Annotated in this window: 11 protein-coding genes; 2 read left to right on the top strand and 9 right to left on the bottom strand. The window is 62.4% G+C overall.

Going from position 1 to position 13,403, the window contains the following annotated elements:
- The first annotated feature begins 60 nt into the window (after nucleotides 1-60).
- Nucleotides 61-2,394, top strand: coding sequence for an FdhF/YdeP family oxidoreductase (locus tag F6X40_RS01710; protein ID WP_187626617.1), 2,334 nt, complete (start codon nucleotides 61-63; stop codon nucleotides 2,392-2,394).
- Nucleotides 2,395-2,441: 47 nt separating this feature from the next.
- Here F6X40_RS01710 and F6X40_RS01705 read toward each other — a convergent pair whose 3' ends face one another.
- Nucleotides 2,442-2,945, bottom strand: a complete 504-nt coding sequence (locus F6X40_RS01705) for a M48 family metallopeptidase (protein WP_090800896.1) — start codon at nucleotides 2,943-2,945, stop codon at nucleotides 2,442-2,444.
- Nucleotides 2,946-3,799: 854 nt separating this feature from the next.
- Between F6X40_RS01705 and F6X40_RS01700 the strand changes: the two genes are divergently transcribed.
- On the top strand, nucleotides 3,800-4,249 hold the full coding sequence (locus F6X40_RS01700) for a hypothetical protein (protein ID WP_184070978.1): 450 nt from the start codon (nucleotides 3,800-3,802) through the stop codon (nucleotides 4,247-4,249).
- Between the two features lie 18 nt (nucleotides 4,250-4,267).
- Here F6X40_RS01700 and F6X40_RS01695 read toward each other — a convergent pair whose 3' ends face one another.
- The 8 genes from F6X40_RS01695 to F6X40_RS01660 all read right to left on the bottom strand — a co-directional run bounded on the left by F6X40_RS01695 (nucleotide 4,268) and on the right by F6X40_RS01660 (nucleotide 13,337).
- Nucleotides 4,268-5,755 (bottom strand): MdtP family multidrug efflux transporter outer membrane subunit, encoded by a 1,488-nt coding sequence (locus tag F6X40_RS01695; RefSeq protein ID WP_187626616.1) that lies wholly within the window; start codon nucleotides 5,753-5,755, stop codon nucleotides 4,268-4,270.
- Nucleotides 5,752-7,851, bottom strand: a complete 2,100-nt coding sequence (locus F6X40_RS01690) for an FUSC family protein (protein WP_187626615.1) — start codon at nucleotides 7,849-7,851, stop codon at nucleotides 5,752-5,754. The genes F6X40_RS01695 and F6X40_RS01690 overlap by 4 nt, the downstream gene beginning before the upstream one ends.
- 9 nt (nucleotides 7,852-7,860) lie before the next feature.
- Nucleotides 7,861-8,919, bottom strand: coding sequence for a multidrug transporter subunit MdtN (gene mdtN / locus F6X40_RS01685; RefSeq protein ID WP_187626614.1), 1,059 nt, complete (start codon nucleotides 8,917-8,919; stop codon nucleotides 7,861-7,863).
- 19 nt (nucleotides 8,920-8,938) lie between these two features.
- Nucleotides 8,939-9,223 (bottom strand): YtcA family lipoprotein, encoded by a 285-nt coding sequence (locus F6X40_RS01680; RefSeq protein WP_184070986.1) that lies wholly within the window; start codon nucleotides 9,221-9,223, stop codon nucleotides 8,939-8,941.
- A 253-nt stretch (nucleotides 9,224-9,476) separates the two neighbouring features.
- Entirely contained in the window at nucleotides 9,477-10,277 is an 801-nt protein-coding gene (locus F6X40_RS01675) for an NAD(P)-binding protein (RefSeq protein WP_262421337.1), read from the bottom strand.
- 128 nt (nucleotides 10,278-10,405) lie between these two features.
- The gene (locus F6X40_RS01670; RefSeq protein ID WP_187626613.1) at nucleotides 10,406-11,341 is read right to left on the bottom strand and encodes a 3-hydroxyacyl-CoA dehydrogenase NAD-binding domain-containing protein; all 936 of its coding nucleotides are present in this window, start codon (nucleotides 11,339-11,341) and stop codon (nucleotides 10,406-10,408) included.
- Between the two features lie 21 nt (nucleotides 11,342-11,362).
- Nucleotides 11,363-12,568 carry an acyl-CoA dehydrogenase family protein gene (locus F6X40_RS01665; RefSeq protein WP_187626612.1) on the bottom strand — a complete coding sequence of 402 codons (1,206 nt, stop codon included), beginning with the start codon at nucleotides 12,566-12,568 and terminating at the stop codon, nucleotides 11,363-11,365.
- A gap of 31 nt (nucleotides 12,569-12,599) precedes the next feature.
- Nucleotides 12,600-13,337, bottom strand: a complete 738-nt coding sequence (locus tag F6X40_RS01660) for an acetoacetate decarboxylase (protein WP_187626611.1) — start codon at nucleotides 13,335-13,337, stop codon at nucleotides 12,600-12,602.
- Between the last annotated feature and the right edge of the window lie 66 nt (nucleotides 13,338-13,403).

Here is a 13,403-nt window from a genome sequence, read left to right as displayed (position 1 = left end):
ACACAGTACGCTCTCCAGCATTGGGCTGTAAAGCCCGTCGAATCTGTCCACCGCCACGTCATGAAGAACGAAACACAAGCCGAAGCCCGCATCGAGCCGTACAAGCACCCCGCCGCTGGCTGGGGCGCGCTGAAGTATGTCGCCATCAATCTGCTCAAGGAAAAGGTCGCGGGCGGCAACTACCGCACGCTGCTCAAGCAGAACCAGCCTGACGGCTTCGACTGCCCCGGCTGCGCGTGGCCGGATCGCGAGCACGCGTCGACATTCGAGTTCTGCGAAAACGGCGTGAAGGCCGTGGCCGCCGAGGCCACCGGCAAGCGCGTGACGCCCGCGTTCTTCGAGCGGCACAGCGTCACGGAGCTGATGATGCAATCCGACTTCGAACTCGAGCAGCACGGCCGCCTGACCGATCCGCTCGTCTACGACGCCGCGCGCGACCGCTATGTGCCGATCGGCTGGGACGACGCGTTCGCGCTGATCGCGAGCCATCTGAAGCGTCTCGACGATCCTGACCGCGCCGCGTTCTATACCTCGGGCCGCGCGAGCAACGAAGCCGCGTTCCTGTACCAGCTGTTCGTGCGCATGTACGGCACCAACAATTTTCCCGATTGCTCGAACATGTGCCACGAGGCGACGAGCCGTGGCCTGCCGCACACGGTCGGCATCGGCAAGGGCACGGTCACCCTCGATGACTTCGAACACGCGGATACGCTGCTGATCTTCGGCCAGAATCCGGCCACCAACCATCCGCGCATGCTCGGCGAGCTGCGCGAATGCGCGAAGCGCGGCGCCACGATCGTGTCGATCAATCCGCTGAAGGAGCGCGGCCTCGAACGCTTCGCGAGCCCGCAGCATCCGGTCGAAATGCTGACGATGGGCAGCACGAAAATCAGCTCGGTATTCACCCGTCCGAAGGTCGGCGGCGATTTCGCGCTGATCAAGGGCGTCGCCAAACGCGTGCTCGAACTGGATGACGAAGCGCTCGTGTCGGGCCTCGAGCGCGTGCTCGACTTCGGCTTCATCGCCCAGCACACAGTCGGCTTCGCTGCCTTCGCCGACGATCTGCGCGCCGAGCGCTGGGACACGATCGTCGCCGAGGCAGGCGTGCCGCTCGATGAGGTGCTGAAGCTCGCCGATATCTACGTGAAGGGCCGCGCGGTGATTTCGACCTGGGGCATGGGTCTCACGCAGCACAAGAACTCGGTCGCGACGGTACAGCTGCTGTCGAATCTGATGATGATGCGCGGCAATATCGGCCGGCGCGGCGCGGGGCTGTGCCCGGTGCGCGGCCACTCGAACGTGCAGGGCGACCGCACGGTCGGTATCGAGGAAAAGCCTACTGAAGCGTTTCTCGACAAGCTCGGCGCAGCCTACGACTTCGCGCCGCCGCGCGAGCACGGACTCGACGTCGTCAACACGATTCAGGCGATGCGCGACGGCAAGGTGAAGGTGTTCATCGGGCTGGGCGGCAATTTCTCGATCGCGACGCCGGACACGCCGCGCACGTGGGACGCGATGCGCGCATGCGATCTGACCGTGCACGTGACGACGAAGCTCAATCGCAGCCACCTCGTGCATGGCCGCGACGCGCTGATCCTGCCGACGCTCGGACGCACCGAGATCGATGTACAGAACGGCGTGGCACAAGGCGTCAGCGTCGAGGATTCGATGAGCATGGTGCACATCTCGTATGGGATGAACAAGCCGGCGTCGGACAATCTGCTTTCCGAAGTGGCGATCGTCGCGCGCATGGCGCATGCGACTTTGGGCAGCGGCAAGGTGGACTGGCTCGCCCATGCGGCCGACTACGCGCTGATTCGCGAGGGCATCGCGAAGGTGATCGACGGTTTCGACGACTACAACGAGCGTCTGAAGAAGCCGGGCGGCTTCCATCTCGGCGTCGCATCGCGCGATCGCATCTGGAAAACGCGGAGCGGCAAGGCACAGTTCATCGTCCACGCGATCGCGCTCGACACGCCGATTCACCAGGCGAAGAAGCAACATGGCGAACGCCTGATGACGCTGATGACCACCCGCTCACATGATCAGTACAACACGACGATTTACGGTCTCGACGATCGCTATCGCGGCGTCTACGGACAGCGGCGCGTGCTGTTCGCCAACAAGGACGATCTCGCGATGCTCGGGTTCGCGGCTGGTCAGCGCGTCGATATCACGAGCGTGTGGGCCGATGGCATCGAGCGACGCGTGGACGGTTTTCTGCTCGTCGAGTACGACATTCCGCGCGGCTGCCTCGGCGCTTATTATCCGGAGACGAATCCGCTGGTGCCGCTCTCCTCGGTCGCAGATGGCGCGGGTACGCCGACGTCGAAGTCGATTCCGGTGTTGTTGACGGCGTCGATGGTGGAGGATGCCGCGGAACTGGCGGCTTGAAGTCAGCTCCGTTTGTCGCGCCTGCCGCGCCTGCCGCGCGGCGTACCTCACACGGTCTTCTTCGCCAGATCGCGATGTGTCAGATACAGACGTAGATCGAATTCGATCTGGTGATAACCCGGCTGCATGAACTCGCACAGACGATAGAACGCTTTGTTGTGATCGCTCTCCTTCAGATGAGCGAGTTCGTGCACGACGATCATCTTCAGAAACTCCGGCGCCGCGGCCTTGAATAACGACGCGATGCGGATTTCCTTCTTCGCTTTCAGCTTGCTGCCCTGCACGCGCGAAATGCTCGTGTGCAGGCCGAGCGCGTGACGCATCACGTCGAGTTTGCCGTCGTAAGTGACCTTGTCGATCTGCTCGGCGTTGCGCAGGTGTTCGCGTTTGAGTTCCGCGCAGTACTCGTAGAGCGCGCGGTCGGTTTGCACCTCGTGCGTGCTCGGGTACTTCTGCGCGACGTAGGAGCCGAGCTGATCGGCGGCGATCAGCTTTCTCACCTTGTCTTGCAGAGGTGCGGGGTAGCCGGTGAGGTATTTGAGGGGGGACATGAAGGCGGAGTGAGGTTGGCGGGACCGATCTTACGCATAGTCGCGCTGATGGACAAGGTTGGGCATTTTCCGGATGCCGCTCCGTTCGAAGTACCGAAGATTCGTGAAGCGCTTTTTTCTGTTTCATCGAAAGCCGCGGCGATTTTGGGCTGTCGCCCATGTAAGGACTGCCTGTCACACGGTAATCATCTGACTGCTGTCAATCCCAGTCACCCGGACGGCGAACGCATTCTGTCCGTCCAGTATGATCCGGCCACCTCGAGAAGTAGCGCCGGGAATTCGGACAGGCCGGTAAGTGGAAAAGCTGGGACGTGAGTCGGTCATAATGGCCGGCAACAAGGAACCAGAAGATGACGAAACGCAACCGACGGACACACTCACCGGCGTTCAAGCAGGGATCGCTCCACAGGTGATGTCCTGAGCGATTGGCCTGAAAGCTCATGGGCCGTAAGCGCAAGCAACCCACCGACCTGATCGGCGAGAACGGATTCGGCCAGTGGCGCGCAAAGCGCAAACTCCGGCGAGGATTGGCGCGAACGCGATCTGGAAATATCCCTTGAACGGGGGAGCGAGAGGGGGTGATGCGGGAGGGAGCACGGCTGTTCGGCAACAACCAATCGCCTTCCGGCACTGGGCGACAAGGGGTTTTCACCTGGATATGCCGCCCCACTGCTGCCGGGCAACGCGGACTGGATTTTTTCTTTGCGGGCGGTCTACGCCACTTTCTGAGTCCTTGAACAAAAACCCGAGCGCGGCCAGCGTAAACGCGAAGCGTTGCGTCGCACACGTATCGCGGAAAATGCACCCATGGGCGCTAATATGGATGACCGTGATTGGCAGAGAGAAAATGCTCTATGAACCCATCGGTCATCTCCGCATTGTCCGCACTCGTCGGCGCCGCCATCGGCGGCCTGACTTCCGTTCTTGCCACATGGCTGACCCAACGCACCCAGGTTCGCGCGGAGTGGCGAGCGCATGACCGCGTGCGGCGGCAGGAGCTCTACAAGGAGTTCATCGAGGAAGCCACGAAGTGCTATGTCGACGCGCTGCAACACAACGAGCCCGACCTTTCCTCGCTCGGCAATCTCTACGCGAAGATCAGCCGCATGCGCGTCCAGTCGTCGCGCGAAGTCGCAGATGAAGCCGACGTGATCGGACGCAAGATCGTGGACACCTACCTTGCGCCGGACAAAACCTTCGTCGAGATTCGCGAGATGCTCGCGGATGGCTCGATCGACATCCTCGCCACATTCGGCGACGTGTGCCGCACGGAATTCGAATCGCTGCGCGCACAGCAGTTCTGAATCCTATATATGCGCCGTTCAACGCGACTTCAGTTCGACGGGCGGATCGGCGCGATAACCGCCGCCGAGCGCCTTCGTCAGTGCAATCTCCTGACTAAGCGTCTGACCGTTGAGTGTGAGCAGCGCAACCTGTTCGGCGATTACCGGCTGGCGCGCTTCGAGCGCCGCGAGCCGGCTCGTCAGTCCGCGTTGATAGGATGCTTCGGCGCTGTCCCGCGCAAACGCAACCGATTCGATCCGTTGTTTCTGCAACCCGGTCTCCGCATCGAGGGTCTGCAAACGGCTGCCTGTCTGCGCGACATCGCGTACCGCGTTGAGGACGGCCTGGTTGTACTGCTCGATCAACAGGTTGCTCCCCTCGCGTGCGCCGCTCAGGTTTGCGTTGAGCCTGCCGCCGTCGAAGATCGGTAAGTACAGGCCCGGAATCAGGTTGATCTGCTGGCTTGCATGCGTGAAGAGGTCCGCGAGATGCAATGCGTTGAAGCCGAAGAACGCCTCGATGTCGAAACTCGGATAGAACGCCGCTTTCGCTGCGTCGATCCGGTCGAACGATGACTCTACATACCATCGCATCGCCTGCAGGTCGGGCCGCCGGGCGAGCAGTTCGTATGAAAGCGTCGCCGGCAGGGCCGCTTGCGAGCGCGGCAGCGCGACGGGCTCGATCGCCGGCAAGCCGTTGGCTCCCGCGCCGACCAGCGCTCGCATCGATTCGCGAAACTGCTTGATCTGCCCTTGCGCCGACACGATCTGCCGTTCGATGGCCAGTTGCTGCGCGCGGCTTTCTTCCAGTAACGTACGGGCTTCGAGACCCCGCGCCGCACGTGATTCGTGTGCCTGCACCGCGAACACCGCGACATCGTGCGATTCATTCAGCAGATCGATGAGCTGATAAGTCGTTTGAATGCCGTAGTAAAGCTGCGCGACATCCGTCGAAATTTCGAGTTCGACGGCGGCCGTCTCGGCGAGCCGCGCATTGCTCACACCAAGCGATGCGGCGACCTGCGCGCGCTGCTTGCCCCAGATGTCGACGTCCAGGCTTGCGCCAAGCCCGACGATGCCTTCGGTGTACCAGGGACCCGTCAGCCCCAACGCCGGTTCGTTCATCGCGAACGGGCCGATAAAGCCGTTCGCCGAGACATGCTCGCGATTCAGCGACGCCAGCGCGGCCACCTGAAGGCTCGACCCCGTTCTGACAAGCTCGACGTCCGACTTCGCCTGCGCGACGCGGGTTCGCGCAATCACCATCGTCGGCGCATCGGCGAGCGCCTGATCGATAAGCGCGTCGAGCTGCGCATCGCGATAGCGGTCCCACCAGCGCGCCGCGGGCCAACCCTCTCGCGCAAGATGGATGTCGTCAGCAAGATTGATCTGCTCGGGCGCGATCTCGGTATAGGGCGTGCCGTTGTGATGGATCAGCGCGCAACCCGACAGCGCGAACGATATCCCCGCGACGCATACGAAGCATCGACGCCATTGCCAGGCACGCAAACCCGATAGCGTATTCATGTTCGTACGGCCTGTGAAGAGCTCGCCGCGACGGGTGCCTCGCTGCGCCAGTCCGGCAGGCCTGCGACCTGCCGCGACAGATCTTCCGCGGCGACGATGAGCGGCTGATCGGCCGGTTCGACGGCCTGGGCAACGATCCCGATGCGTTGCGGGGCGTACGCCACGGGCGGGCTGATGACAAGCCCGTCCGCGTAACGGTTGACCTCGGCGCAAGCCTGTTCCTGAGCCGCCCGAACTGCGCCCACGGCCTGCGGGCTCGATGACCCCGCCTGAGCCACCAGCGCCTTGTGCAGTGCATCGCCAGCGAGCATGATCTCGCGCCCCTGCGCGAGGACGGTTTGTGCACGCAGCGTCAGTTGGGCCTGTTCCGCTTCCTGCCAGCCGGGCTCGAGTGCGACGCGCGACAGCGTCGCTTCGCAATCGGCCAGCACGGCCCACGCCTGCAACTGGCGCTGCGCATACGGCAACTCATCCCGTTCGTCGCTGCCAGCCTGTGGCGCGCATAGCTGGGCGGCAATCGCACGCAGCATCGTCGCGAGTTTCTGCCGCAACACGTCGCCCTCGCCCTCGCGCCAGAACGACATCTGCACAAAAGTCGCCACACCGACGCCCAGCAGAATGCCGACCAGCCGGTCGCGTATTTCAGTCAGATTGATGGTTGGACCGAACTGTTCGAACAAGGCGAGCGAGAAGGTGAAGATCAGCTGGACGCCCGCGTAGCCGATCCGTTCCGAACCGGCCGAGATCCATGCCCCGAACGCGACGACAGGCAGCGTCATCAGCAGCAGACCGACAATGTCGTCGAGATGAGGAACGACGAACACGACCATGAACAGCGCCAGCGCGCTTCCGATGGCAGCACCGGCCACCCGCAGCAACGCGCGCTGCGCCGATGCGCCGAGGCTCGGCAGCGCGACGATCACGCAAGTCAGCATGATCGTGTGGACGCCCTGCCAGTCGACGGCGTTGTAGAACACGTAGCAGGCCAGCACGGCGAGCAGCGTCTTCAGCGAAAAGCGCGCGTACGCGGGATTGGTCCATGCGTCGGGCGCGAGCATCGGCTCGCTCGCGGGCGGCTTGCCGGGTTCGACATCGCTTGCGGTGAGATCGGCGAATGCGCGCAGCGCCCGCTGCAATTCGGCCGCGGCGGGAAACGTATCGGCGGCAGCGCGTTCTTCGGTTGTTGCCGTGCTCACGTAGCGATACGGCTCGTCTGTCAGCACCGCTTCGTCGAGCGCGCGGCAGTTCGTGTGCAACTCGCGCAACATCGCCAGTTGCGCTGCCGACGCGCCCGGCCAACCGGGCGGCAGGTCACTCGCTCCGCGATAAAGACGCGACACTGTTGCAATGCATGCAAGCTGCAGCGCCTGATGCTCGCGATAGTGGGCGTCACGCATCGTCGTGAACCGGAGCAGCTTCTGCAGCGTCAGCGCGCCTTGCTGGAGGGCCGCCAGCGTGATCGGCTCGGCGTGCCTGGTGCCGTCGATCAGTTGCGTCAGGCGCATGTCCAGCGCCGCCAGTTGTCGATGGATTTCCGCCTTGAGCTGCAATTGCGGTTCGGCGGGCAACAACAACGTGTTGACCACGAGCGTCAGCGCGATCGGATAGTTAACGGCGACCCACACCCACAACACCGCGCGGATCAGCAGATCGGCCTGATCGGTCCGGTCGACGAAGCTCTGCACATAGATCACGACGATGGCGACTATGAAGAACACCACACCGATCTTGAGCACGCGTAGCAGATACACGCTGCCGAAGAACAGCAGGCTCGCGACGACGATGCGCAGCAACGGATAGCCGAATGTAAACTTCATCAGCAGGATCGACAGACCGATGCCGAGCGTCGATCCGACGATGAACATCAGGCCTACCAGCCGCGTGACCACCACGTTCGCCTGTGTCACGTAGAACACCACCAGCAACGACAGCGCAAGCTCCGGCACTTCGAGCGTCATCGACGCGACGATCACGATCGCGCTCGTCAACATGCAACGCAACATCACGTTGACGCGACCGGGGAAAGGCGCGAGCTCGCGGCTGAGGAACACGCCTGCATCGCGCAGTGTGACGGGCAGGTAGTCGGCGGCGGCCATGTGCGATCCTCAATGGCGCTCGCCGTCGTCGCCGCGCCCGGGGTGCAGAACAGCCACCGCCGATGTCCCGACGCGAAACAGCTCCGGGTTCGGATTGTCGACGCGGATCTTCACTGGGAAGCGCTGCGCGACGCGGACCCAGTTAAGCGTGCGTTGAATGCGCGGCAACCCGCCCTGCAACGCAAGGCCGGCTTCATCGGACGCGACGCCATAGCTGATCGAATCGACCCTGCCGTGGAAGCGCTGGCCCGTGTCGCTCATCAGGTAAACCATGGCGGGCGTCCCGGTCCGGATGCCTTTGAGCTCTGTCTCGCGAAAGTTCGCGACCACATACCAGTGGCGCGTGTCGATCAATGTGAAGACGGGTTTGAGCGCGGACGCGAACTGCCCCGTCGATGTTTTCAACGACACGATGCGTCCGTCGAACGGCGCCCGCACGGTCGAATATTCGAGGTTCAGCTCGGCAATCGAGATTTCCGCCATGACGACGGCACGCTGCGCAACCAGCGCGTCGACGCCGCTCACGGCCGCTGCCGCCTGTTGCGCCTGCAGTTGCGCGGCGCTGAGTTCGGCCTGCGTGGCACGTTGCGCGGTACGCGCACGATCGACGTCCTCCGCCGATACATAGCCGTGCGACAGCAGCGGCTCCATGCGGTGCAGCGTATCGGACGCCTGGCCGGCAGCGGCTCGCGCGCGCTCGACGGCCGCACGCACCGACTGCGCGTTGTACTGCTGCGCATTGACCGTGCGCTGGGTCAGCTCGATCTGGCGGTCGAGCGCGACGAGGGATGCCTTGCCCCGCGTGAGCGCATCCTGATAAGGACGCGGATCGATGCGGAACAGCAGATCGCCCTGCTTCACCGCCTGATTGTCGTGCACGGGCAGCTCGACGATGCGCCCATTGACCTCGGGCACGACGTCGATCGTATCCGCATAAACATAGGCATCGTCGGTGCGCGGCGAGCGGTCCAACTGGCGGATGACAAACACCGCCAGCAACAGTGTCACCACGACAAGAATGATGGCCGGCCATGCTATCTTCTTCGTTCTGCTGGCAGTTATCGCCATCGCATCTACCTGAGAAGATTCAATGTTGGAACAACATCAACCACACAGCGAGTGAAAGGAAGGCGAAGAGCGTGGGATATACCACGGCTGAAGGCCACATCAGTTGGTCGACCTGCCAACGCTTGAGAACCAGATAGATGACGACCGTGAGCACGACGCCCGCGACGATACAGAACAGCCAGTCGGGAAAGTATGCGCCGAGCACGCCAATGGACGGCGAGTTGGCACACCCGCCCGTCAGAGGGACAGCCGCCAGGGCAACAACGACTGAACGCGGCACACGTTTTGTTCTGAAGAACGGCATGTGGTCGCTCCAAAGTCGCTCGCGTCATCAGGATTTGCATCACCAATCCGAGCCTTTCGCGCGCGGTTCTACCCAATCGCAAGGACTTGGAAAGAGCTAGACGTCGCGGTATACCCTATTATCTCGGGGACGCCCACGACCGCCAGCGTGATGTCTGCAATGATGTCGCGCGGCAGTTGTGCGGGGTCGATGGGCAGAAGTCTCTGCAGGAACGCAATGCGATGCAGATGAGAATCCGTGGAAGCCGCTGGTTTCATGTCGTCTCCACCCGCGCTGTGAGCTTGCCGACCAGCGCATCCGCCACGATCTCATCGACGATAACCACGTTGGATGCCCCCGCACTCTCGAACAGCCCCTTTCTCAAGGGATTTTCGCCGGGCACGATGATCGCGAGCGAGGCATTCAGCGAATGCGCCAGCAAGGTGATCGCCAGATTGTTATTGCTGTCGGGCGTCGTCACGACCAGCGCCTTGGCGGTGTCCAGCCGCGCGCGCCTGAGCACGTCGTCGAACACGCCCGGAGAACCGAGCACAACCATATGGCCGCGATCCGCCGCGCGGTCCGCCTGGTCCTGATCGCCCACGAGGACAAGCACCGTCTGTCGCGCTTCGCGCAACCGGTGTGCGACCAGTTCGCCAAGCGAATGGAACCCAACCAGGACCACATGATTGGCGAGATGTACGAGCCTGCCTTCCATGACCCTATTCTCCCGATAAGCCATCACATCGTCGCCCGATAGCATGCCGGTGAGCCTCGAAACCGCGAATCCGCCGATCAGCAGCGTCGCGAACATGGCTAGCAGCATAAAGATCTTCTGCGGCTGATTGAACTCGGTAAAATCACCGAGTGTCGAGACGAGATTGACCCCGTCCCAGAGGGCCGCGAACACTTTATCGGGAATAGAGGCATTGGACTGATCGAGCAGGACCAGCCCAACAGCGGCGGCGCCCAGCAGCAGAACGAGCAGGCCGACGGTATGGCGCGCACGGCGGCGCCATTCGCGAATACGGATGCCCCCAAGACGCGGCTCATCGACACGGAATATCCACATCATTACCTCGGGTAGGTATGCCGATGGAGACGACAGCGAACCCAATGCCAGATAATCACGCTCGCCTTGCGGATCAGTTGCCTATAGTCAGTCAAAAGTCTCTCGACAGGCCGCGCTTGGGACGCATAGCGTCATTCCTTTCCTCGCAAGCGCAGCAGGCCCATCAGAACCTCGTCGCGGTACGTCGCAAGGTCCTCCTGTAAGGAGCGTGACTGAATCTCCTCGTGCACCCCCTTGATGATGGTCGCGCGAACGTCAGGCGTCAGTTCCGGCGTACCGAGTACATGCCACCACGCCGTCAACGGGCCGGTGAACTGTTCGAAGAAATGCTCGATGCCACCCTGACCGCCGCCGAGGTGATACAGAAGACTCGGCCCCATGATCCCCCAGCGCAAGCCCGGGCCCCACGAAACGGCGGCATCGGCGTCGGCCACGCTGACCACACCCTCCGCGATCAGATGGACCACCTCGCGAAAGAGTGCCGCCTGCAGACGATTGGCGACATGGCCCGGCACCTCCTTGTGCAGGCGTATCGTCCGCTTGCCCAGGCCGCGATAGAACGCGCTGACGCGTTCTATCGTCTCTTCTGAGGTCTTCGCGCCGCCGACGATCTCGACAAGCGGAATGAGATGCGGCGGATTGAATGGATGGCCGATCACGCACCGCTCAGGGTGGTTCGGGCAAGCCGACTGAATCTCGCTCATCGTCAAGCCCGACGAACTCGATGCAATGATCACGTCCGGCGCCAAGGCCTCATCGAGACGCCGGTAAAGATCTTTCTTGAAGTCGATTCGCTCCGGACCGTTTTCCTGAATCAGATCGCTGCCGGCGATGGCGGCATCGAGGTTGTCGGTGAATTCCAGCTTCGACGGGGCAGCTCCCGGGGCGAGGCCCAGATGCTCCAATGCAGGCCAGGCGGCCGAGATGAAATCGTCGAGCTTTTTCTTTGCGTCGGGGGCGATGTCGGTGGCGACCACCTCCAGGCCTTTCGCAAGGAACAGCGCAGCCCAGCTCGCGCCGATAACACCCGTCCCAATGATCGCGACGCGTTTGATTGGCTTGGCCATGACAGATGAACTCCGGTAATTTTAAACAAACGCACTGAAACCGGTGACCGCCTTGCCGACGATCAGCGAATTCATCTCGCGCGAGCCTTCATAGGAGTACAGCGCTTCCGAATCGGCAAAGAAGCGGGCTACGTTGTAGTCAAGCACGATGCCGTTGCCGCCCAGAATCTCGCGAGCCGACGCCACCGTTTCGCGCATGCGCACCGTGCAGAAGGCCTTGGCAAGCGATGCATGCTGGTCCTTGAGCTTGCCCTGGTCCTGCAACTGCGCCAGCCGCACGACCAGGCACTGCGACGCGGTGATATTTCCCAGCATCTTCGCGAGGTGATCCTGGATCATCTGGAAAGACGCAATCGGTCTGCCGAACTGCTCGCGCGTCTGCGCATACTTCAGCGCATGTTCGTACGCGCCCATGCTGCAGCCGACCGCCTCCCACGCAACGTACTGCCGGGTCAAGCGGAGCACGCGCGCGGTGTCGCGGAACGACAGATCGCCTTGCAGGCGGTTTTCTTCGGGCACGCGGCAGTTATCCATCGTGATGACGCCGTTCTGCACCACACGCAGCGCAACCTTGCGCTCGATCTTCTCGACGGAAAATCCCGGCGTGGTCTTGTTCTCGACGATAAAACCCTTCACCTGATTGTCGGCGACGTCCCGCGCCCAGATAATCGAGACGTCGCACCACGGCGAATTGCCGATCCAGCGCTTCTGGCCGTTGAGGACCCATGTATCGCCTTCGCGTTTGGCCGTCGTCAGCAGGCCCCCGCCGGCACCGGAACCGACGAGCGGCTCGGTCAACCCGAAGCAGCCGATCTTCTCCATCCGCGCCATCGGTGGCAGCCACTTCTGTTTCTGCTCTTCCGATCCGCCCAGGTAGATCGAGCCCATCGCGAGGCCGCTGTGCACACCGTAGAACGTCGCGATCGATGCATCGACCCGCGCGATTTCCATTGCGATGAAGCCGTCGAGCAAGGTGCTGCCTCCCGGGCAGTCGTAGCCCTTGAAGCCGATTCCGGCAATGTTCAGCTCGCGGATACCGGGAATCAGATCGAACGGAAACCGGTCCTCAGCCCAGTACAGGTTGATGACCGGGGCGACGCTCGTTTCCATGAAATGGCGCACCTTCTTGAGGATGGCCTGCTCTTCCTCGCTCAGAATGTCGTGGATCTGATAGAAGTCGCTGTCGGGTGCAGGCAGCGACGGTTGGGAAGTCTTCGTCTCGGGCATGGCGATCTCGCACAGTGGGTCTGGACAACGTCTACGCAAGGTAGTTGTAGACGACCTCGGCATTCCCGAGAGACAGATCCGTCAGGATATGGACAGCTGACAGCACCTCGAGAACGGGAAGCTTCGCGACGGGTGCAAAGCAGTGTGGGTGCAGTTCCAGGGATGCGGGTCCCGACCAGGCGCCCTTCACTGTCAGATCGTCGACGTGGTATTTGACGATCTCGCAGACCCGCGCGGTGCCGTTCACATTCGGCAGGATCTTCAGCAAAAAGCCTGGCGCTTCGAGCGACTTCCTGACGCCGACGAGATCGAGCTCGGCGTATTTGTAGGCCATCGTCGCGGTGGCGATGCGTACGCCGTTATAGTCGAGCGTGCCGACCAGGGCGTCCTTGCGCACCTCGAGCTTCGGTTGCGCCAACACCTTCGGAAAACCCAGCAATTCGCGGCCGGAGGCAATGCCCGCTTCGCTGTCGAGATACATCGCGTGCGTGAAGCCGCCCGCCACGCCGTTGAACGTCACGGGAATGACCTGGCCGGATTCGGTGTACGAGCCGAGTCCGCTCGAGTCGGGCATGTTGATGAATTCGTATTTGACAATCGGCTCGGTCGGCTTCAGCGGCGCCGGCACCACGCGGGCAAGCGCCTCCGGATCGGTGCGATAGGTGATGATCACGAATTCGCGGTTGACGAACCGGAACGGACCCTTAGGATAGGCGGGACTCGTCAACGGCATGGTATAGGCGGTCGAGCGTACTTCGTCTTCAGTCATGTGCATCTCCGTGTGTGCTGCAGCGCGACGTATGCGAAGCCGGGCGGTAGGGTGCCTGGTCCGGCG

This window comes from Paraburkholderia sp. UCT31, from assembly GCF_014397655.1.
GTDB classification, from domain to species: domain Bacteria; phylum Pseudomonadota; class Gammaproteobacteria; order Burkholderiales; family Burkholderiaceae; genus Paraburkholderia; species Paraburkholderia tuberum.
Note: the sequence above shows the minus strand (reverse complement) of the source record. Positions and strands in the feature narration are given on the sequence as shown.